At 70.2% G+C, this 21,187-nt stretch carries 21 protein-coding genes and 1 riboswitch; of the genes, 18 read left to right on the top strand and 3 right to left on the bottom strand.

Translation table 11 applies throughout. From position 1 onward, the window contains the following. Positions 1-3 precede the first annotated feature (3 nt). The 3 genes from tolR to ybgC are packed head-to-tail and all read right to left on the bottom strand — an operon-like array spanning position 4 to position 1,584. A complete protein-coding gene (tolR, locus tag AC3WXD_RS07085) occupies positions 4-441 on the bottom strand; it encodes a protein TolR (protein WP_020205616.1) in 438 nt (145 codons plus the stop codon). 58 nt (positions 442-499) lie between these two features. After that, positions 500-1,183 (bottom strand): protein TolQ, encoded by a 684-nt coding sequence (gene tolQ, locus AC3WXD_RS07080; protein ID WP_059411252.1) that lies wholly within the window; start codon positions 1,181-1,183, stop codon positions 500-502. Continuing rightward, the gene (gene ybgC / locus AC3WXD_RS07075; protein WP_029044165.1) at positions 1,180-1,584 is read right to left on the bottom strand and encodes a tol-pal system-associated acyl-CoA thioesterase; all 405 of its coding nucleotides are present in this window, start codon (positions 1,582-1,584) and stop codon (positions 1,180-1,182) included. Before ybgC ends, tolQ begins: the two co-directional genes overlap by 4 nt. 173 nt (positions 1,585-1,757) lie before the next feature. Further along, a riboswitch (ZMP/ZTP riboswitch) is annotated at positions 1,758-1,859 on the top strand. 122 nt (positions 1,860-1,981) lie between these two features. Between ybgC and glyA the strand changes: the two genes are divergently transcribed. The 18 genes from glyA to ribBA all read left to right on the top strand — a co-directional run bounded on the left by glyA (position 1,982) and on the right by ribBA (position 21,176). Continuing rightward, positions 1,982-3,229: a serine hydroxymethyltransferase gene (gene glyA / locus AC3WXD_RS07070; protein ID WP_020205620.1), complete on the top strand. Its 1,248-nt coding sequence runs from the start codon at positions 1,982-1,984 to the stop codon at positions 3,227-3,229. Positions 3,230-3,391: 162 nt separating this feature from the next. After that, complete coding sequence (nrdR, locus tag AC3WXD_RS07065) at positions 3,392-3,859, top strand: transcriptional regulator NrdR (protein WP_020205621.1); 468 nt, start codon at positions 3,392-3,394, stop codon at positions 3,857-3,859. A gap of 162 nt (positions 3,860-4,021) precedes the next feature. Further along, entirely contained in the window at positions 4,022-4,738 is a 717-nt protein-coding gene (locus AC3WXD_RS07060; RefSeq protein WP_492323387.1) for a GspH/FimT family pseudopilin, read from the top strand. Between the two features lie 4 nt (positions 4,739-4,742). Further along, the gene (gene pilV, locus AC3WXD_RS07055; RefSeq protein WP_059411251.1) at positions 4,743-5,288 is read left to right on the top strand and encodes a type IV pilus modification protein PilV; all 546 of its coding nucleotides are present in this window, start codon (positions 4,743-4,745) and stop codon (positions 5,286-5,288) included. After that, positions 5,285-6,148, top strand: a complete 864-nt coding sequence (locus AC3WXD_RS07050) for a PilW family protein (protein WP_492323386.1) — start codon at positions 5,285-5,287, stop codon at positions 6,146-6,148. Before pilV ends, AC3WXD_RS07050 begins: the two co-directional genes overlap by 4 nt. 8 nt (positions 6,149-6,156) lie before the next feature. Next, the gene (locus AC3WXD_RS07045; RefSeq protein WP_082079455.1) at positions 6,157-6,759 is read left to right on the top strand and encodes a pilus assembly PilX family protein; all 603 of its coding nucleotides are present in this window, start codon (positions 6,157-6,159) and stop codon (positions 6,757-6,759) included. A 58-nt stretch (positions 6,760-6,817) separates the two neighbouring features. Continuing rightward, complete coding sequence (locus AC3WXD_RS07040; protein WP_492323385.1) at positions 6,818-11,626, top strand: pilus assembly protein; 4,809 nt, start codon at positions 6,818-6,820, stop codon at positions 11,624-11,626. Positions 11,627-11,672: 46 nt separating this feature from the next. Further along, complete coding sequence (locus AC3WXD_RS07035; protein WP_020204262.1) at positions 11,673-12,125, top strand: type IV pilin protein; 453 nt, start codon at positions 11,673-11,675, stop codon at positions 12,123-12,125. A 221-nt stretch (positions 12,126-12,346) separates the two neighbouring features. Continuing rightward, positions 12,347-12,811, top strand: coding sequence for a hypothetical protein (locus AC3WXD_RS07030; protein WP_492323384.1), 465 nt, complete (start codon positions 12,347-12,349; stop codon positions 12,809-12,811). Beyond that, positions 12,808-13,740 carry a PilW family protein gene (locus tag AC3WXD_RS07025; protein WP_492323383.1) on the top strand — a complete coding sequence of 311 codons (933 nt, stop codon included), beginning with the start codon at positions 12,808-12,810 and terminating at the stop codon, positions 13,738-13,740. Before AC3WXD_RS07030 ends, AC3WXD_RS07025 begins: the two co-directional genes overlap by 4 nt. Continuing rightward, positions 13,734-14,357, top strand: coding sequence for a pilus assembly protein (locus tag AC3WXD_RS07020; protein ID WP_492323382.1), 624 nt, complete (start codon positions 13,734-13,736; stop codon positions 14,355-14,357). The genes AC3WXD_RS07025 and AC3WXD_RS07020 overlap by 7 nt, the downstream gene beginning before the upstream one ends. Positions 14,358-14,461: 104 nt before the next feature. After that, positions 14,462-16,129, top strand: coding sequence for a pilus assembly protein PilY (locus tag AC3WXD_RS07015; RefSeq protein WP_492323381.1), 1,668 nt, complete (start codon positions 14,462-14,464; stop codon positions 16,127-16,129). A 65-nt stretch (positions 16,130-16,194) separates the two neighbouring features. After that, entirely contained in the window at positions 16,195-16,644 is a 450-nt protein-coding gene (locus AC3WXD_RS07010) for a type IV pilin protein (protein ID WP_492323380.1), read from the top strand. A 3-nt stretch (positions 16,645-16,647) separates the two neighbouring features. Continuing rightward, positions 16,648-17,220, top strand: a complete 573-nt coding sequence (locus AC3WXD_RS07005; protein WP_020204255.1) for a GspH/FimT family pseudopilin — start codon at positions 16,648-16,650, stop codon at positions 17,218-17,220. A 77-nt stretch (positions 17,221-17,297) separates the two neighbouring features. After that, positions 17,298-18,416 (top strand): bifunctional diaminohydroxyphosphoribosylaminopyrimidine deaminase/5-amino-6-(5-phosphoribosylamino)uracil reductase RibD, encoded by a 1,119-nt coding sequence (ribD, locus tag AC3WXD_RS07000; protein ID WP_492323379.1) that lies wholly within the window; start codon positions 17,298-17,300, stop codon positions 18,414-18,416. Between the two features lie 152 nt (positions 18,417-18,568). Next, the gene (locus AC3WXD_RS06995) at positions 18,569-19,192 is read left to right on the top strand and encodes a riboflavin synthase (protein WP_020204253.1); all 624 of its coding nucleotides are present in this window, start codon (positions 18,569-18,571) and stop codon (positions 19,190-19,192) included. Between the two features lie 126 nt (positions 19,193-19,318). Beyond that, positions 19,319-19,813, top strand: coding sequence for a DUF1453 family protein (locus tag AC3WXD_RS06990; protein ID WP_020204252.1), 495 nt, complete (start codon positions 19,319-19,321; stop codon positions 19,811-19,813). Positions 19,814-20,066: 253 nt separating this feature from the next. Continuing rightward, complete coding sequence (gene ribBA, locus AC3WXD_RS06985) at positions 20,067-21,176, top strand: bifunctional 3,4-dihydroxy-2-butanone-4-phosphate synthase/GTP cyclohydrolase II (protein ID WP_020204251.1); 1,110 nt, start codon at positions 20,067-20,069, stop codon at positions 21,174-21,176. The last annotated feature ends 11 nt before the right edge of the window (positions 21,177-21,187 follow it).

Below are 21,187 nucleotides of genomic sequence, written 5' to 3'. Positions count from 1 at the left end.
GGGTTACTTTGACTTGACCATGAGGCCGACGCGCTTGACGCCGTCGCCCTTGAGCACCGACATGACGTCGAGCACGGACTCGTACTTGACCGCGCGGTCGGCGGCGATCACCACGGGCTGGTCCGGGTTCTCTTCCTGGCGCTGGTGCACGAACGCCAGCAAACCGTCCTTGTCGACCTTGCGGTCGAAGGCGTTGCCGGCATTGTCCTTGCCGCGCGCGGTCAGCTGGCCGTCCTCGTGCACGGTCACGACGATGGGCGGCGCCTTCTGCTGCGGCGTGGCGTTGGCCACGGTCGGCAGGTCGACCACCGCCGGATTCACGATCGGTGCCGCCACCATGAAGATGACGAGCAGCACCAGCATCACGTCGATATAGGGCACGACGTTGATCTCGGCACTGGCCCGGCGGCGCGAGCCGCCGCGGCGCTGTATCGCTGCCATATGCGGGTTTCTCCTTGACCTTGGCTACGTATCCGTGTGTCTTGCGCGAACCGTGGCGTCAGCGGGTCTGGCGTTGCAGGATGTTCAGGAACTCTTCCATGAAGCTCTCGAAGCGGATGGCCAGCCGGTCGATCTCGGTGGCGTAGCGGTTGTACGCGATCACGGCCGGAATGGCCGCGAACAGGCCGATGGCGGTGGCGACCAGCGCCTCGGCGATCCCGGGGGCCACCGATGCCAGCGTCGCCTGCTGCACATTCGACAGGCCGCGGAATGCGTTCATGATCCCCCACACGGTGCCGAACAGGCCGATGTACGGGCTGACCGAACCGACCGAGGCCAGGAACGGAAGATGCGATTCCAGCACATCCATCTCGCGCTGGTAGGCCGCGCGCATGGCGCGGCGGGCCGCGTCGAGCAGCGCGCCGGCTTCGTGGTTGCGCTCGCGCGCCTTCAGGTACTCGCCCATGCCGGACTCGAAGATGCGTTCCAGCGCGCCGGTGCTGTGGCGGTTGTTGGCCGCGCTCTGGTACAGCGCCTGCAGGTCGCCGCCGGCCCAGAAGTCGCGCTCGAAGCCTTCGGTCTGGGTGCGCGCCGCGCGCAGCGCCAGGTGCTTGCGGAAAATGTATGTCCACGAAAACAGGGACATGACGAGCAGCAGCGCCATGACGGCCTGCGCGAGCAGACTGGCGTGCAGCACCAGCGAAATGATCGACAGGTCTTGCGTGACGGTCACGGGGTTCATCGGGCGGTCTTGATGGTTGCGAGGACGGGGGCGGGGATAGGGGTCGGGCGGAACGTGCTGCGATCAACACATCCGACACGGATGGCGCCGGTGGCCAGCAATTGCTCCCCACGCCAGGCTTCCTGGGCGAATTGGACAGATGCCGGTCCAACCCGTTCAATCCGTGTCCGGATCTCGAGCAGGTCGTCCAGACGGGCGGGGGCATTGTAGTCCACCGCCGTGCTCCTGACGATAAAGACCACGCCCGCTTCGTCCGCGAGCGCCTGCTGCCCGATGCCGAGCGAGCGCAGCCACTCGGTCCGGGCGCGCTCGAAGAATTTCAGGTAATTGGCGTAGAAAACCACGCCGCCCGCGTCGGTGTCTTCCCAGTACACCCGCAGGGCCCACACATTGTGACTCATGGCCGCGATTGTAGCGGACAGCCGACCCAACCCGGTGTAAACCCTTGCCCGACATTACAACAATTACATTAGTTGACAGACAAGCCGCCGGCTTTCCGCTAGGGCCTGCCGCCTAGGCCGCGCCGGGCCGTCTTGCAGCCGGCCGGCGCCTCGCGTAAACTGCCGCCAACCATTCCATCTTGCGCGACTGGCGAAGTCAGTGGGTACTACCACGAGGAAGCGCAAGCTCTCTGGCGCGAAGTTTCAAGCGCCTGCCGCTCGCCTGGGCAGCGAATGGGAAGCAGGGTGCGCCCTGCGCCGGACGTTCAGCGTGTCCGGTGCCGGTCGCCTGTGCCTTCCCCGCGCGCCCTACCCCGAAGCCATTCGGATCCCCATTTCTTAAGACGAGTTTTTCGCCATGTTCGAACGCAGCCGCTATACGATCGACCAGATCGACCCCGAGCTTTTCGCCGCCATCCAGAAGGAAGACCAGCGCCAGGAAGAGCACATCGAGCTGATCGCCTCCGAGAACTACACCTCGCCGGCCGTGATGGCCGCGCAGGGCTCGCAGCTGACCAACAAGTACGCCGAAGGCTATCCCGGCAAGCGCTACTACGGCGGCTGCGAGTACGTCGACATCGTCGAGCAGCTCGCCATCGACCGCGTCAAGCAACTGTTCGGCGCCGAAGCCGCCAACGTGCAGCCCAACTCCGGCTCGCAGGCCAACCAGGGCGTGTTCTTCGCCGCGCTCAAGCCGGGCGACACCATCATGGGCATGAGCCTGGCCGAAGGCGGCCACCTGACCCACGGCATGGCGCTCAACATGAGCGGCAAGTGGTTCAACGTGGTCAGCTACGGCCTGGACGCCAACGAAGACATCGACTACGACGCGCTGGAAAAGCTGGCCCGCGAAAAGCAGCCCAAGCTGATCATCGCCGGCGCCTCGGCCTTCGCGCTGCGCATCGACTTCGAGCGCATCGCGCGCGTGGCCAAATCGATCGGCGCGCTGTTCATGGTCGACATGGCCCACTACGCCGGCCTGATCGCCGCCGGCGAGTACCCCAACCCGGTGCCGCACGCCGACTTCGTCACCACCACCACCCACAAGAGCCTGCGCGGCCCGCGCGGCGGCGTGATCCTGATGAAGGCCGAGCACGAGAAGGCCATCAACTCGGCCATCTTCCCCGGCATCCAGGGCGGCCCGCTGATGCACGTCATCGCCGGCAAGGCCGTGGCCTTCAAGGAAGCGCTCTCGCCCGAGTTCAAGACCTACCAGCAGCAGGTGGTCAAGAACGCCCGCGTGCTGGCCGAGACCCTGATCGAGCGCGGCCTGCGCATCGTCTCCGGGCGCACCGAGAGCCACGTGATGCTGGTCGACCTGCGCGCCAAGAAGATCACCGGCAAGGAAGCCGAGAAGGTCCTGGGCGAGGCCCACATCACCGTCAACAAGAACGCCATCCCCAACGACCCGGAAAAGCCGTTCGTCACCTCGGGCATCCGCCTGGGCTCGCCGGCCATGACCACGCGCGGCTTCAAGGAAGACGAGGCGCGCCTGGTGGCCAACCTGGTGGCCGACGTGCTGGACAACCCGCACGACGCGGCCAACATCGCCAGCGTGCGCGAGCAGGTGGCGGCCCTGACCAAGCGTTTCCCGGTCTACGGCTGACGCGCCCTGCGCCGCCCGCCTGCGCGCGGGCGGCCGGCAGCCCGTGCCGCCCCGCGCGGCACGCGCCTTGCCAACCCGGCCCGGCGTCTCACAGAATGACAAGATGACGAGACGCCGCCCCGCGCGGCCTGCGCCCAGGCTCAACTTTCAAGGTGGTCAGGCATGAAATGCCCTTTTTGCGCCCATCCCAACACGCAGGTCCTGGACACGCGCATGTCGGAAGAAGGCGATACCGTGCGCCGCCGCCGCCGCTGCGAATCCTGCGACCGCCGCTTCACCACCTACGAGCGGATCGAGCGCTCCTTCCCCGCCATCGTCAAGAAGAACGGCTCGCGCGCCGACTACGTGCGCGACAAGCTGAAGGATTCCATGCGCCTGGCGCTGCGCAAGCGCCCGGTCTCGGCCGAGGCCATCGACGCCGCCATCGCCCGCATCGAGGAGCGGCTGCTCGGCCTGGGGGAAAAGGAAATCCCCAGCAGCCAGGTGGGCGAGCTGGTCATGCGCGAGCTGCGCCGGCTCGACAAGATCGCGTACATCCGCTTCGCTTCGGTCTACCGGAGTTTCGAGGACGTGTCTGAATTCCGCGACATGCTCGATGAATTTTCTTCGTCTACCCCTCGAAAGGGGTAGCAGAACTCCGAGGAAAGCTGTTTAATCTGCACTACCTTTTAATCTGCGCCAGCTATGATCAATGCGCAGTGGAAGGTACGGTCGACTCGCACGCAGAGGCGAGGTACGCCGGTAAAGAATAAATAAGAACAGATAAGAACAGTTTTTCGGACGGGAGTCACTATGGGTCAGCCTTCCTGCCTCGCGGCAGCGGGCTTGGCGACGCGTGCGCGCGCCAGGCCATCGTGGGCACCGGGGAAAGCGCCGTGCGGCAAACGGGCGGCGCTGGCCGGCTCGCGTCCGCATGGCCCGCGTCCGGATTTCTCCCGGGACGCCCTGGCCGCTCCCTCCCCCCTGCATGACCGCCATGACCGGCCCGGCGCCTCCCGCGCGGGCGGCTTCACGCTCATCGAGCTGATGGTGACGCTGTCGGTGCTGGCCATCCTGGCGGCGGCGGCCATCCCGAACTTCAGTTCCTTCCTGCATCGCAGCCGGATGACGAGCGAGTCGTCCAGGCTGATCAGCGACATCGAGACCGCGCGCAGCGAGGCCGCGCGGCGCAACGCCACCGTCACCATCTGCCCGACCGCGGACGGCGCCAGCTGCACGGACGACTGGTCCAGGCGCCGTGTCATCTTCATCGATGCCGACAGCGACGGCCAGATCGGCGCCAGCGAGGAAGTCGTCCGCCACAGCGATGCGCCGAACGCCCGGACCGCGGTCGTGGCCAGCAACATCCCCTCCGGCACCGTGGTGCGGTTCCGCTCGTTCGGCGCGTCGACGCCGCCCAACGCCGCCTGGCAATTCTGCGAGCACGGCTCGACCGCCGACGGGCTGACGGTCTCGCTGACCGGCACCGGCCGCGCCAGCTCCCAGCAGGCCGCCTGCAATGCGTCGTGACGCCATGAGCCGCCCGCTCGCTCACCCCGCCGCCACGCGCCCGCAGCGTGCGCCGCGCCGCCGGCCCGGCCAGGCGCGCGGCTTCACGCTGATCGAGGCGCTGGTCACGCTGGTCATCCTGTCGATCGGCGTGCTGGCCCTGACCGTGCTCCAGATGCAGACGCTGCTCGACAACCGCACCGCGTCGATGCGCAACATCGCCACCGTGATGGCCTACAACCTCGCCGACCAGATCCGCAGCAACGAGACCGCGACCAAGGCCGGCACCTACAACCTGCCGACCGGACAGACCACGCCCGCGTGCTACACGGCGGCGGGCTGCCCGACCGACGCGATGGCGCGCAGCAGCTTCCAGGACTGGGTCGACGACCTCGCCGACGCGCTGCCGGCGGGCTCCGGCACGGTCTGCATCGACAGCACGCCCGACGACGGCAGCGGACCCGCCGCGGCGGCCTGCGACAACCAGCCCGGCGCGCCCTACGTCATCAAGATCTGGTGGCGCGAGGGCAAGAACGCCACCCAACGCTTCGTCACCGCGCTCGTGCCATGAACCCGTCGACCCCGAGCCCGCGCCGCCACCGCCACCCTTGCCGGCACGCCGCCGCCCGCGGCTTCACGCTGGTGGAGCTGATGGTCGGGCTGGTCATCGCGATGCTGCTGATGATCGCCACCAGCTCGGTCTACCTCGCGCAGCGGCGCTCCTACGACACGCAGGGCGACGTGGCCGACATCCAGGCCAGCGCGCGCGCCATCGGCCAGCTGCTGCAGCGCGAGGCGCGCCAGGCCGGCTACAGCGACTTCACCTACTACGGCAACGACTTCGGCACGGCCAAGCCGCTCGACGCCACCAACGACGACGGCGTCAACACCAGCGACAGCGTGACGTTCCGCTACTTCGGCTCGTCCAAGGCCGGCGGCGACCCCACCCCGGGCGCCGTGCCGGCCAGCGCGCCCGTGGCCGACGGCTCCGCGGTGAATTGCCTGGGCGAGAACGTCAACGGCAACTTCGAGACCGTGGAGACCTTCTCCGTGGTCAACGACGCCGCCGGCACGCCGTGGCTGCAATGCACGGTCAACGGCGCGCCCACGCCGCTGTTCCAGGGCGTCGAATTCTTCCAGGTGCTGCTCGGCGAGGACACCGACAACGACGACACCATCAACCGCTACGTCCCGCCCGGCATCGCCAACATGGGCAACGTGCGGGCCCTGCGCATCTCGATGGTGCTGCGCGGCGCCGCGCGCTCCAACCCCAAGCCCGCCTCGTTCACGCTCAACCACTTCGGCAAGGGCTACGCCGCCGCCGACAGCGCGCCAGCCGGCGACGCCGGCAGCGTCGCCGCGCTGCCGGACGATGGCCGGCTGCGCAAGCACATCAGCTTCTACATCGCCGTCCGCAACCGACTGAACTAGGCCCCGAGATGCGCCACCCCACCCCACTCCGCCGTCCCGCCCCCGCCCGCCAGCCAGCGCGCGGCGCGCAGCGCGGCATCTCGCTGGTCATGGTGCTGCTGTTCCTCATCATCCTGACGCTGCTCGGCGTGGCGGCCAGCCTGACCAGCCTGTCCTCCGAGCGCATGGCCCGCAACGCGCGCGACCAGAACATCGCGCTGCAGGCGGCCGAAGCCGCGCTGCGCGACGCGCGCAACGACATCAGCGTGACGCGCGGCCTGACCGGGCGCACCGGCGCCTCCCCGACCTGCGACATCCAGGGCTACAAGGGCTTCTGCGTCCCCGCCGACAGCGGCAGCCAGGTCTGGGACCTGTACCTCGAAGACCCGAACCGCTCGGTCGCGCTGGGCGAGATAACCAACCTCAGCGCGGCCCAGAAGATGCCGCTGGCCGCCAATGCCAATTCGGGCGGCGTCTCGCAGCAGCCGCGCTACATCATCGAATCGATCCCGGACATCGCGCAGGGCAGCCTGCGCGCCGGTGCGACGCAATACGTTTTTCGCGTGACCGCGCTTGGCTACGGCGCCAATCCCGCCACCAAGGTCACGGTGCAGGAAGTTGTCCGTTTCTGAGCGGTACTTGCAGCCCTTGCGTGTCCCATTACCTGTCACATTACCTGTCGGGCCCACCATGACCCAGCATATCCTTGGCAGCCTTCTCGGCCGTCCCGTCGGCCACCTGCAGCGCGTCCTGCTGGCGGTGTCGTTCCTGCTCGCGCTCGCCTCGGCATCCGCCGCCCAGCTGAACCTGGCCGCGCGGCCGCTCTATGCCGGCGGCAACGTCCCGCCGATGGTGATGATCGACCTGTCCAAGGACCATTCGCTGCACCAGAAGGCGTACAACGACTACACCGACCTGAACAACGACGGCGCGCTCGACACCACGTACAACAACGGCATCGACTACGCGGGTTACTTCGACTCGTACAAGTGCTACGGCTACGACAGCAGCACGATCCAGGGCTTCGTGCCCAAGGCGGTCACCACCACCAAGTACTGCGACGGCACCACCTGGAGCGGCAACTTCCTGAACTGGGCCACCATGAGCCGGATCGACGAGGTGCGCAAGATCCTCTACGGCGGCATGCGCTCGACCGACAACGCCACCACCGTGCTGGAGCGCGCCTTCCTGCCGATGGACGCACACGCCTGGGCCAAGTACTACAACAACGACGCCGACATCAAGAAGCTGGTGCCGTTCAGCGACGTGGAGCTGATGTCCGACATCGGCACCGTGACGTCGACCAGCAGCATCCAGATGCGGGCCAACGTCATCACCGTCAGCCTGAGCGCCAACAGCAACATGCAGATCGGCGACCAGCTCCAGTTCACGGCGAAGGATTCCGCGGCGCCGGCCAACACCACGCTGACCGGCTGGGTGACCGCCACCAGCGGCAGCCAGCAGGTCAGCGTGGCCGTCTACCCGGACGGCGTGTCCGACCCCAAGGGCACCAGCGCCACCTATTCGTCGTGGTCGGTGAAGAACCTGACCCGCGGCGGCCTGACCATCTGCAACGTCACGCCCAAGGATTCCAGCAACCTCAACTCGCAGAACAACACGCAGGCGCCGGTGCTGCGCGTGGTCAAGGGCAACTACGCCACCTGGGGCGCCAGCGAGAAGTGGCAGTGCAACTGGTACGGCGAGGCGAACAACACGCAGGGGTCGTTCCTGCCGTCGATCAAGGTCGGCAGCAACAACGTCTCCGTCTCAGGCTCCTCCAACGGCAACCGGGCCGCGGTCTCGGGCATCAACTCGTCCGCCGAGAATCCCGTGCAGGGCACGCGCGGCCTCGGCTCCGGCCAGGCCACCGGCACCTTCAACGCGCGCGTGCAGGTCTGCGTGGCGGGCCTGATCGGCACCGAGAACTGCAAGCAGTACGGCACCACCTACAAGCCCTACGGACTGCTGCAGAAGTACGGCGAGACCGGGCAGATGCTGTTCGGCCTGATGACCGGCACCTACGACAAGAACATCTCGGGCGGCATGCTGCGCCGGAACGTGACCAATTTCGCGCAGGAGATCAACCCGGACAACGGCACCTTCCTGTTCTCCGGCACCAGCGCCGTCAAGGGCATTGTCTGGAACATCGACCACCTGCGCCCTTACGGATACAGCTACAGCGACGGCAGCTACGTCAACGCCGACAAATGCAACTACCAGCAGACCGGCATCGTCTCGAGCGGCGGCAGCACCGCGCAGAACCAGCCGGCCAATGAGGGCAACTGCTCCACCTGGGGCAACCCGATCTCCGAGATCTATCTCGAAACGTTGCGCTACTTCGCCGGCAAATCGCCGGACAGCCGCTTTGCCGCCAGCGGCAGCGGCAAGGACGCCACGCTCAAGCTCACCAGTCCGGGCTGGGCGAACCCGCTGGACCTGCCCGCCACCGACCCCGGCAAGGCGCCCTACTGCTCGCCGCTGAACACGCTCGTGTTCAACTCCAGCGTCACTTCCTACGATGGCGACCAGCTCGACAAGTTCTCCGACCTGAACACCACCGGCAGCGTCAGCCCCTGGACCAACAAGGTCGGCGCCGGCGAAGGCGTCGACGGCAAGGCGACCTGGTTCGCCGGCGGCGTGGGCTCGGTGATCGACAACATGTGCTCGGCCAAGGCCGTGTCCAATTTCAGCGACGTGCTCGGCATCTGCCCGGAAGGCCCTTCGCAGAAGGGCACGTTCCAGATCGCCGGGGCCGCGCTGTTCGCCCACATGAACCGGATCCGCGACGGCAAGACGCTGGGCGTGCCGGACGGCGACCAGAAATCGCTGAAGGTCGCGACCTACGCGGTGCAGCTCGCCACCACCACGCCCAAGATCAACGTCAACGTGAACGGCAAGACGGTCACCATCATGCCGTCCTACCAGCTGCATCCGAGCGGCGTGCCCGCCAGCAACGGCACGCTGGTGGACTTCAAGGTCATCAGCCAGACGGCCACCAGCGGCAAGTTCTACGTCAACTGGGAAGACTCCATCGCCGGCGGCGACTACGACCAGGACGTGTGGGGCACGCTGACCTACAGCGTCAGCGGCGACACCATCAAGATCTCGACCAAGGTGGTTTCCGCGTCCACCTCCAACGGGCAGGGCTTCGGCTACACGGTCTCCGGCACCGACAAGGACGGCACGCACTTCCACTCCGGCATCCTGGGCTTCAGCTACACCGACCCGGTCAACGTCACGGTGACGCCGTCCGGCTCGCAGCTCAACGCCAGCGGCGGCTGCAGCAACTGCGCGCTGGGCGACCCGGAAACCAGCGTCACCTACACCGCCAACGGCAAGAGCGGCTCGCAGTTCCAGGATCCGCTGTACTACGCGGCGAAGTGGGGCGGCTTCAAGGACCTGAACGGCTCGAACACGCCGGACCAGGTCTCCGAATGGGACGTGCGGCTGTCCGACGGCAGCGGCGGCGCCGACGGCCTGCCCGACAACTACTTCTACGCCACCAACCCCGGCGCGCTGTCGGCGGCGCTGGAGCGCGCGTTCCTGTCCATCCTCCAGACCTCGTCGGCCGCGTCGGTGGCGACCAACTCGTCGTCGCTGACCACGGGCTCGCGCATCTACCAGGCCCGCTTCAACGGCACCGACTGGTCCGGCCAGCTGCTGGCCTACGCGGTGAACGCGGACGGCCTGCTGCAACAGCCCGCGCTGTGGGACGCCGGGCTGCTGCTCAAGGGCGCCGTCGCCAACAACCGCAACATCCTGTCCTACGACAGCGCGGCCGGCAGCGGCATCCCGTTCCGCTGGAGCAACCTGCCCGCGACGTACCGCACCGCGCTCAATCTCACCGACGCCCAGGGCCAGGCGCGCCTGAACTGGCTGCGCGGCGACCAGAGCAACGAAGGCGACGCCCAGGGCAAGTTCCGCGTGCGGCCCAACACGCTGCTGGGCGACATCGTCAACTCCAGCCCGCAGTACGTCGGCGTGCCCAATGCCGGCCTGGCCGACGCCGGCTACGCGACCTTCGTCGCCAACAAGCGCAACCGCAAGCCGATGCTGTACGTCGGCGCCAACGACGGCATGCTCCACGCGTTCTCCGCCAACCCCAGCACGGACGCCGGCTCCGACGCCGGCAAGGAACTGTTCGCCTACGTGCCCTCGCCGCTGTACGGCACGCTGGCCAAGCTCACCGATACCGGCTACACCCACGCCTACTACGTCGACGGCACGCCGGCCACGGGCGACGCGCTGGTCAACAACGCCTGGAAGACGGTGCTGGTGGGCGGCCTCGCGGCGGGCGGCAAGGGCATCTACGCGCTCGACGTGACCGATCCCGAATCGATCGCCGAAGGCACGGCGGCCAGCACCGTGCTGTGGGAATTCACCAGCAGCAGCGACGCCGACCTCGGCTACACGTTCGGCCAGCCCGCCATCATCAAGCTGGCCAACGGCAAGTGGGCGGCGGTGTTCGGCAACGGCTTCAACAGCACCGCCGCCAAGGGGTACATCTACATCGTGTTCCTGGACCGCCCCGCCGGCTCCAAGAGCTGGGTGCTGGGCACCGACTACCTGAAGCTGTCGGTCGACGACGCCGCCGCGACCGCGGCCAACGGCATCGCGCAGGTCTTCCCGACCGACATCAACGGCGACGGCACCACCGACATCCTCTATGCCGGCGACCTGCTCGGCAACCTGTGGAAGTTCGACCTGCGCAGCACCAGCCCGTCCGCCTGGACCCAAGCCAGCGCCCGCTCGCTGCTGTTCGTGGCCACCGACGACGGCGGCAAGCGCCAGCCGATCACCTCCTCGGTGGACGTGATGCGCAATCCGGCCGGCGGCTTCATGGTGCTGTTCGGCACCGGCCGCTACGTGGACACCAGCGACCCGGCCGACATGAGCACGCAGAGCTTCTATGGCATCTGGGACCGCGACACCGTGGGCGCGGCCACCGTGTCGCGCAACAACCTGGTCGCCCAGACCATCAGCCAGGAGCTCCAGTACAACGGCTTTGCGTACCGGCTCGTCAGCCAGAATACCGTGACGTACTCCCAGTCGGGCACGACCGGCGGCTGGTACCTGAACCTGCTCTCCCCGGGCCTGCCCGGCCAGGGCGAGCGCGTGGTCTACAACCCGCAGATCCGCGGCAACCGCATCGTGTTCTCCACGCTGATTCCGTCCGGCGACCTGTGCGCCAACGGCGGCACGAGCTGGCTGATGGAACTCAGCGGGCTATCCGGCGGGCGGCTTCCCGTCTCGCCGTTCGACGTCAACAACGACGGCTACTTCGACCCGCGCGACATGGTGAACGGCAGCAACGGCGGCCAGCAATACGTCGGCGGACGCCAGTCCACGGTCGGCGTCACGCCCACGCCGACGGTGACACGGTGCGGCCCGAACAAGGAATGCAAGTTCCTGACCGGCACCAGCGGCAACCAGGAAACCGTGTCCGAAAGCGCGGGCAGCCCGACCGGCCGCCTGACGTGGCGCGAGATCCTGCATTGACGCGCCGCATGGCATCAGGAGCAGGAGCAACAGGAGCAACACGCACATGACCCACTCCCCGACCCTGCGGCGCCGGCGCCCGGGATTCACGCTGATCGAGCTGATGGCGACGGTGGCCATCGTCGGCATCCTGGCCGCGGTCGCCATTCCCAACTACTCGCAGTACGTGCTGCGCGCGCGGCGCACCGAAGGCAAGGCCGCGCTGCTGCGGGCGCAAGGCGCGCTGGAACGGTACTTCACGGTCAACAACAAGTACACCACCGACCTGGCCGCATTGCAGTTGCCCGCCTGCACCGGCGGCGGCACCACGCCTTCCGGCGACAACTGCGAATCCAGCGCCTACGTCATCTCGGTCGCCGCGGGCGGAACGGGGATCGCCAGCTCCTACCTGCTGACCGCGAACGCGGTGAAGACCGACCCGGCATGCGGCCAGATGACGATCAACGATCTCAACGACAAGACCCCCGCCAGCACGGGGAGCACGCAGGACTGCTGGTAGGGCTGCCGGCAGGACTGCTGACGGGACTGAATGCCGGTCCGCAAGGAACCGGCAGTGCGCGGGCATCGGCGCGCGGTATCGGCGCGCGGCGCGCGCGGCCGGCCCGGCTGGCGTAGCCCGGTGATTTTGAGAATCGTCCACAGCCAGTCTCCACAATCTGGAACATTTCCAGCCCCGCCGCGCGGCTATCGTCTGGCCATCCCCTGCCACGCGAGATCGCCATGCCGTTGCGAACAGGCCGAACCAGCCGGACAGGCCGCCCTGCCGACCGGCCACATGCGCCGCACCGCGCGCCGCGCGGCTACCTCCTGATCGAAGCCCTCGCCGCGCTCGCGGTGCTGGGCATCGGGCTGCTCCCGCTCGCCGCGCTTGCGCCCGCCGCGCTCGGCGCCGTGCGCCAATACGAGGCGCTCGGCCATGTCACGCGCGCGGGCGCCGAACTGGCGGAACTGGAGGACCCGGCGCAGGTGCTGGCCTTGCTGCGGGCGCGCGGAAACGCGGGGCGGCTGCACGTGCGCCTGTGCGATTCGCTCACCTTCACGGGCGATGAAAACGACGAGCCCGCCTGCGCGGCTGGACCAAGGCTGGCGGTGGCCGGTCCGCTGCACGCCCGGGCCGCACGCGCCGGCGGCACCGGCGGCAGCAGCGCGGCCCTGCGCGCCATCGCCCTGTGGATCCGGCCATGAAGACCGCACGCACGGCCCGGCGCCGGCGCCGGCAAGGCTTCACGCTGGTCGAACTGATGACCGGCCTTGCGCTGGGCCTGCTGGTAAGCGCGCTGGCGGCGTCGTCCTTCCACGCGGTCCAGGTCGCCTATCGCACCGCCGTCGATCTCGTGCTGCTCGAAGAGCGCGGCCAGCACGCGCTTGCCATCATTGCCCAGCTGATCCGCCACGGCGGCTGGCGGCCGGATGCGGCGGCCATGCCGGCGCAGGCGCCGCCCGCCGTGTCGGGGCGCGACGACTGCGGGCAGCCCGGCATCGGCCCGGTGCCCGCCTGCGCGCGCCGCGGCGTCAATGGCAGCGATGCGCTGCTGGTGCGCTTCAGCGGCAGCGGGCGCGAGCGGCAGCCCGCGCTGCCGGACCGCACCATGGTGGATTGCAGCGGTTATGCGCTGGCGGCGCGGAGCGTGGGCGATGCCGCAAAGGAAACGCCGTATGCGGGCGCCAACTTGCTCTACGTGGCCAGCGGTGCCGACGGCGAACCGCAGTTGCTGTGCCGCTATGCCAGCCGGCGCGACGGACAGGCGCAGGCCGGTAGCTGGACCTCCGGCGCGCTGGTGCGCGGTGTCGAGACGATGAGGTTGCGCTACGGCATCGACACCACCGGCGACGGCAGGCCCGACACGTTCCTGCGCGCCGAGGAGATGAGCCGGCGCGGCATGCCGGCATGGCACGGCGTGCTCGCCGTGCAGGTCGCGCTGGTCCTGCGTGGCGAACGTCCGCTGGCGCAGCGCGCGCGGGCGCCGGCCCTCGTCCTGTTTCCGCCCGCGCCCGCCGCGCAGGACGGCGCGGTGGCGTTCGAGCCAGCGGACCGGCCCGCGCTGCTGCGCCGCGTGTTCACCGCCTCGGTGCGGCTGCGCAATCCGGCGCCATGCGCGGAGACGCTGTGCTGAACGCCGCCGCGCTCGCGCCGCGCCCGCGCATGGCCGGCAGCACGACGCTGCTGCTGGTCGGCACGATGCTGCTGCTGGTTGCCGCCACCACCGCGGCCGGTCTCCATTTCCTGCTCTCCGCGCGGCAGGTCGGGGCCTACCAGCTCGAGCGCGAGATCGCCTTCCGCGCCGCGGAGGCGGCGCTGCTGGACGCCGAGGCCGACCTGCTGCTGGCGCTGCGCGCCGGCGCCATCGGCGCCGACGCGCGCCTGGCCGCGTGGCCGCCGCCCGGACAGTGCGCGGGCGGCGCGCAGCGCGGGCTGTGCCGGCCCGCGCCGGGCATGCCGCCGGTATGGAACGACTGGCTCGACGCGCGCGGCCCCGACGCGGCAACCGGCATAGCCGCCGGCACCTTCACGGGCATCGCCCTGCCGGCGCTTCCGGCCGGCGTCGCCGGCGCGGCCGCGCTGCCGCGCTACGTGATCGAACTGCTGCACGAACGCCCTCCCGGCGCATGGCTGACGCCCGGCTACGGCGACGCGGGAAAGAACACGAAGCCGCGCTTTCGCATCACCGCGCTGGGCGCGGGGCGCGACCCGGCGGTGCGCGCCCTGCTGCAGACCGAGTTTCAGCCATGAGGCGCGCCGTCGTGCCGCGCCGCGTGCTCGCCGCGCTGCTTGCGAGACTGCATGCGGGACTGCCTGTGAGGCTACTTGTAACGCTTCTGCTTGCGAGACTGTTCATGAGGCCGCTTGCGGGACTGCTCGCCGGGCTGGCGTGCGGCAGTGCCGGCGCCGCCTCACCGCAGGCACTCACTTACGTTGCACGGCCCGGCCCGCAGCCGGGGACCGGCCAACTGCTTGCCTATGCCCTGCCCGCCGCCGCGCCGCCGCGCGCCCGGCACGTGCCGGCCATCGCATGGGAAGCCGACGCCCGGCTCGCGCTGCGCGAGCCGGCGTCGCGCAGGCTGCTCACGGCGCGCGCAAGCGCGGACGATGCCGTGGCGGCGCGCCTGGCCGCGCTGCGCCGTGCGCCGCTCGCGCGCAGCGCGGCCGGCGCCAGGCCGGTGCTCGTGCCGCCGCCGGCGTGGATGCCCGGCCGGCCCGGCCATGCCGGCTTCGCCGCGAGGCATGCCGCGCGCGCGCCGCTGGTCTGGCTGGGCACGCAGGCGGGCGTGCTGCATGCGTTCGACGCGGGCAGCGGAGAGGAAGTGCTGGCTTACCTGCCGGGGATTGCCGCAGGCCACACCGGCGGCGAGCCGGGCGCCCGAAGACGGCAAGAGCAGGCGCCACGGCCAACATCCACCAGCACACCCTGCCCATATCCCGAAGCGGCCGACGTGCAACTCGAGCCGGAGCGCTGGCGCACGGTCCTGCTCTGCGGCGTGGCGGCGGGCGCATCGCCGGCAGCCGTGTTCGCGCTCGACATCACGGATGCCGCGTCTGCGCCGCCGGCCGGGCCGCTGTGGGAAACCGCCGCCTCCCCCGCGCTGCCGCTCGCGCCCGCGGGGCCGGTCCGCGCGCTGGCCCTGCCGGCGCCGGGCGGACAGCGGTGGCATGCGCTGGTGCCGCTGGCCGTGGGCGGGCTCGCCTTGCTGCCGCTCGACAAACCCGCCGACGCGCCGTGGCGCGGAAAGTACGCCGCGCAACACCTGCGCCTGCCCGCGGGCGGCTGCGGGGCCGGCACGGCCGGCGCGACCCTGCTCGCCGCGACCGTGCTGTCCGACGCGGCCGGCCTCGCCGTGGCGGCCTACGCGGTGGACGGCGCCGGCCGGCTCTGGCGCTTCGGCCTGCGCGGCCCGGCGCCGTGGCGCGCGGACGGCCGCTGCCTGCACGGCCCCGGCACGCCCGCCCGGCAACCTACCGCGCCGGCCATGTCCGCCGCGCCGGAAGTGTTCAGCGCGGCGGGCGGCCATCTGGTGGTGTACGGCAGCGGCCACCATGTCGTCGCCGTGCCCGATCCCCCCGCCCCGGCCAATGCCGGAAACGGGAGCGAGGCCGGCTGGCGCCTGCCGCTGGCCAACCCCGGCGAGCGCCTCGAACGGCTCCTTCCCGCCGACCCGGGCCATGTGGCGCTGCTCACGCGCACGCCGGATGGCCGCCAGCGCGGCTACCTGGTCCGGGCGCTGGACGGCGCCCCGGCGTCCGCCGGCAAGTTCGCCGGCGAGTTCGCCGGCAAAGCCGCCCCGATCCGGCCGGACGCCGCCGGCGCGGGCGCCACCATCGCCCTCGCCCGCATGCCGCTCGCCGCCGCTGAACCGCCGCGCCCGGGCCGCGCCGCGCGCGAGACGGTGGCGCTGACGCTCTGGTCGGTCGAAGCCGGCCACGCCACGCCGCTCGACGGCACCGTGGCCAGCCGCCGCACCGGCCGCCTGCGCTGGCGGGAACTGATCCGCGCGGGCGTCCCTTGAGATCCCGCGCCAAGCCCGCTTTCCACCACCGCCCGCCACGGCGGGCAGTACCCGGAGAACCGCCCATGACACGCCGGCCACGCCCATGCGGCTTCACGCTGCTCGAATTGCTGGTCACGCTGACCATCGCCGCGATCCTTGCCGCAATGGTCATTCCCGCCTGGCACCGCCATGTCGAGCGCGGCTGGCGCGCCGAGGCGCGCAGCGCGCTGATCGGCGGCATGCTGGAACTGGAGCGCCACGCGCTGGCCGCCATGACCTTCGCGGCGGAGCCCGGCGGCACGCTGGTGGCCGGCCGGTGGCCGCGCCCCGTGCCGGCGCCGCCGGTACGCTCGCGCCACCTGATCAGCGCCGGCGCGTGCCCGGGCGCCGGGCTGGAGCGCTGCGTCGAGTTGCGCGCGGTGCCGCAGCGGCCCGATGCGCCGTGCGGGACGCTGATCCTGCGCAGCACCGGGGAATGGCTCGCGCACCCGCCCTTCGCCGCCGAACCGGTGCCGCTGCCGCCGGCCTGCTGAACAATGGCTCCGCACCGCGTACGCCGGACAGACGGGACAAACCGCGGCGCCACGCTGGCCGAGCTGCTCACCTGCCTCGCCGTGCTGGCCATCCTCGCGGCAGCGGCATGGCCGTCCTGGCAACGGCTGCTGGCCCGGCAGCAGGTCGAACTGGCGGCAGACCGGCTGGCCGGCTCGCTCGCGCTGGCGCGCGCCACGGCCGTGGCCAGGCGCGAGGATGTGGTCCTGTCGCCGCTGCCAGACAGCCTCGCGCTGGACCGCGGCTGGCGCCTGAGCCTGGCGTCGGCGCGGGCATCGGCGGACGGGCACGCCGGGGATGCCTTCGCCGTGGTGCAGACGCACGGCGCCTGCCTGCGCATCGGGCTGCGCTCCACCGCGCCGGGCAGCCATGCGCTGCGCATGACAGCTGTGGGATACTCTCGTTCGGAGCAAGGCGGTTTTCTTGCCGCCACCTTCACCGTGAGCTGCCGCGGCGAACAACGGCTGCTGAAGCTCGGCGCGCACGGCCGTGTCCGCATGTGCACGCCGGGGCGGGACGCGGACTGCGACGGCCCGCTCCAGGCCGGAGCGCCATGACACCGGAACCCGTCGGCACCCGTTGCCGACCCTCATCCAACGCGCCGCGCGCGCGACCAGAAAGCACACCTAGCCTCATGTTCTCAGATACCGATCACGCAGCCATGGCACAGGCTCTCGCGCTGGCCGCGCGAGGCATGTACACCACCACGCCCAATCCGCGCGTCGGCTGCGTGCTGTCGAAGGACGGCAAGGTCATCGGCCAGGGCTTCACCCAGCCCGCCGGCCAGGACCACGCGGAAATCCAGGCGCTCAAGGACGCCACCGCGCATGGCCACGATCCCGCAGGCGCGACCGCCTACGTCACGCTCGAGCCGTGCAGCCATTTCGGCCGCACGCCGCCGTGCGCCGATGCGCTGGTGCGCGCCGGCATCGCCTGCGTGGTCGCGGCGATGGAAGACCCGAACCCCGCGGTATCCGGGCGCGGCCTGCAGCGCCTGCGCGAGGCGGGCATCGACGTGCGCTGCGGCCTGCTGGAGAAAGAGGCGCGCGAACTCAATATCGGCTTCGTCTCGCGCATGACGCGCGGCCTGCCGTGGGTGCGCGTCAAGGTGGCGGCCTCGCTCGACGGCGGCACCGCGCTGCACGACGGCACCAGCCAGTGGATCACCGGACAGGCCGCGCGCGACGACGGCCATGCCTGGCGCGCGCGCGCCAGCGCCATCCTCACCGGCATCGGCACGGTGCGCGACGACAACCCGCAACTGAACGTGCGCGCGGTCGAGACGCCGCGCCAGCCGCAGCGCGTGGTGGTGGATTCGCGCCTGGAGATCCCGCTGGACGCGCGCCTGCTGATCCCCGACACGGGCGACTTCGCCAAGCCCGTGCTGGTGTTCTGCGCCTTCGACGACGCCGCCCGCCGGCGCGCGCTGGAAGCGCGCGGCGCCGAGGTGGTGGTGCTGCCCAACCCGCACGGCAAGGTGGAGCTGCGCCGCATGCTGGAGGAACTGGGCCGGCGCGGCATCAACGAGCTGCACGTGGAGGCCGGCTTCAAGCTCAACGGCTCGCTGATCCGCGAGCATTGCGTCGACGAACTATTGGTCTACCTCGCGCCCAAGCTGCTCGGCGACGCGCAGGGCATGTTCAACCTGCCGCCGCTGGCGCGCCTGCAGGACGCGGCCGCCTTCCGCTGGCACGACGTGCGCATGGTCGGCGAAGACCTGCGCCTGCTCGCCCGGCGCATCGACCACGCATAACAGCAGGCGCGGGAGCGGGGCGCGCCGCCGGCGGCGCGCATGGCGGCGGGCGGGGGCGACGAACGGGAAACGGGAAACGGCGACAACGAAACCGCCGCGCACCTGCTAGCATGCATGTTTTCCCCATCGCCTCTTCCACGCTTCCACCGACCATGTTTACTGGCATTGTCGCGGCCGTCGGCCGCATCGAAACCGTGTCCCCGCTGGCCGCCGGCGAAACCGCCGGGGTGCGCCTGCGGGTGCGCGCCACCGGGCTGGACCTGTCCGACGTCGCCCTCGGCGACAGCATCGCCATCCAGGGCGCCTGCATGACGGTGATCGCGCTCGAAGGCGACACCTTCGACGTCGATGTGTCGCGCGAATCGCTCGGCAAGACCGCCGGCCTGGACCGTCCGGGCCGCGTCAACCTGGAAAAGGCGCTGCGCCTGGCCGACCGCCTCGGCGGCCACCTGGTGTCCGGCCACGTCGACGGCCTCGGCGAAGTCACCCACTTCGCCCCGGTGGGCGAATCCCACGAGCTGCGCATCCGCGCCTCGCGCGAGCTGGGCCGCTACCTGGCCTACAAGGGCTCGGTGGTGGTCAACGGCGTCTCGCTGACGGTCAACAAGGTCAGCGACGACGCGCAGGGCTGCACCTTCTCGATCAACCTGATCCCGCACACCATCGAAGTCACCACGCTGCAGGACCTGCAGGCCGGCGCGCGCGTGAACCTGGAGATCGACCTGATCGCGCGCTACGTGGAGCGCATGATGAGCGCGCCCAAGGACGCGGCGTAGGCATCCGCCGGCGCCCTCCCCGCCGCGGGAGAGGCGCCATCATTTTCGGCTCATTTTCCCTTTCTACGATGGTTTCCATCGCGGGCGCGCACCGGCTCCCGCACAGACAACCACGAGGAAGAGATCATGACGACCCACCAAATCCTGCTGATCGCCGCGCTGTGCTGCTATGCGGTCTATCGCCAGACCGTGCGCAGCGAGGTGGACGGCAAGTCGCGCTTCAAGCTTGCCGCCATCTACGCCATCGTCGGCTTCGTGGCCGGCGGCATCCATGCGCCGGCGTCGCCGCTGGCCTGGACCCTGCTGCTGGGCGGGCTGGCGATGAGCGCGGCGGTCGGCTACGTGCGCGGACGCCTGACCACGCTGTCGGTCGAGAACGGGGCCGTCTACGCGCAGGGCACGAAGCTGACGATCGCGCTGTTCCTGGGCCTGGTGCTGGTGAAGTTCGCGCTCGGCGCGGCCGCCTACATGGCCGGCGCGGCGGTGGCCCACAGCAGCGGCTTCGGGCAGGTGATGGTGCTGATCGCCGTCATGGTCGCCTTCCAGGCCGAGATCGTCTGGCAACGGGCGAAGGCGCTGCTGGGCATGCATGCCGGCGTGCCGGCCGCGCAAGGCGCCTGAGCCTGCCCGCCGGCCGGCGGCGGCCGGAAATCGCCGCCGCGCGCCCCGAGGGGCGCGCTTGACGTACAATATCGGGCCAGACCGCCGCCGCGGCCAGCCGGTTTTCCTTGCGCGCGCCAGTTCCGGGCCAGCCCCGGGGCCAGCCGGGTCCGGTCCGGGCGGCGCCGGCCGGACGACGCCGGCCTTCCCCGCCCCGAATACCAAGAGCGCTCCGCACTCCGCCCCAACCTCAGCCTGCCGCAGCCCGTACCTCATGACAATCGCCCGTACCGAAGACATCATTGCCGAAATCCGTGCCGGCCGCATGGTCATCCTGGTCGATGAGGAAGACCGCGAGAACGAAGGCGATCTGGTCCTGGCAGCCGATTTCGTCACCCCGGAAGCCATCAACTTCATGGCGAAGTACGGGCGCGGCCTGATCTGCCTGACGCTGACCGCCGAGCGCTGCCGCCAGCTGGACCTGCAGCCGATGGTCAGCCGCAACGGCACGGTGCACGGCACCAACTTCACGGTGTCGATCGAGGCGGCCGAGGGCGTGACCACCGGCATCTCCGCGGCGGACCGCGCGCGCACCGTGCAGGCCGCGGTCGCCAGGGACGCCCGCCCGGCCGACCTGGTCCAGCCCGGCCACATCTTCCCGCTCACGGCGCAGCCCGGCGGCGTGCTGATCCGCGCCGGCCACACCGAGGCCGGCTGCGACCTGGGCACGCTGGCCGGCCTGACCCCGGCCGCCGTGATCTGCGAGATCATGAAGGACGACGGCACGATGGCGCGCCTGCCCGACCTGATCGAGTTCGCGCGCGAGCACGACATCAAGATCGGCACCATTGCCGACCTGATCCACTACCGCAGCCGCACCGAGAGCATCATCGAGCGCGCCGGCGAGCGCAGCATGCAGACGCCCTACGGCACCTTCCACAGCATCATCTACCGCGACAAGCCGAGCGGCCGCGCCCACCTGGCGCTGGTCAAGGGCACGCCGCGCCCGGACCGCGAGACGCTGGTGCGCGTGCACGAGCCGCTGTCCACGCTGGACCTGCTGGAAGTGTCGCGCACCACGCATTCGTGGAGCGTGCCCGCCGCGCTCGAGGCCATCGCCGAGGCCGAGCACGGCGTGATGGTGCTGCTGAACTGCGGCGACTGCTCGACGCAGCTGTTCGCGCAGTTCTCGGCGCTCGACGCGCCGCAGGACCGCTCGCGCCACAAGCCGGACCTGCGCACCTACGGCACCGGCGCGCAGATCCTCAAGGATGTCGGCGTGGGCAAGATGCGCGTGCTGGCTTCGCCGCTGAAGATGCCGAGCATGACCGGCTACGACCTGGAAGTGACCGGCTACCAGCCCATGCGCGGCCAGGCAGACTGATACACCGACCC

Source organism: Cupriavidus sp. FW216-B1, assembly GCF_058789195.1.
The sequence above is the reverse complement of the archived record's forward strand: the minus strand, read 5'-3'. Positions and strand labels throughout refer to the sequence as shown.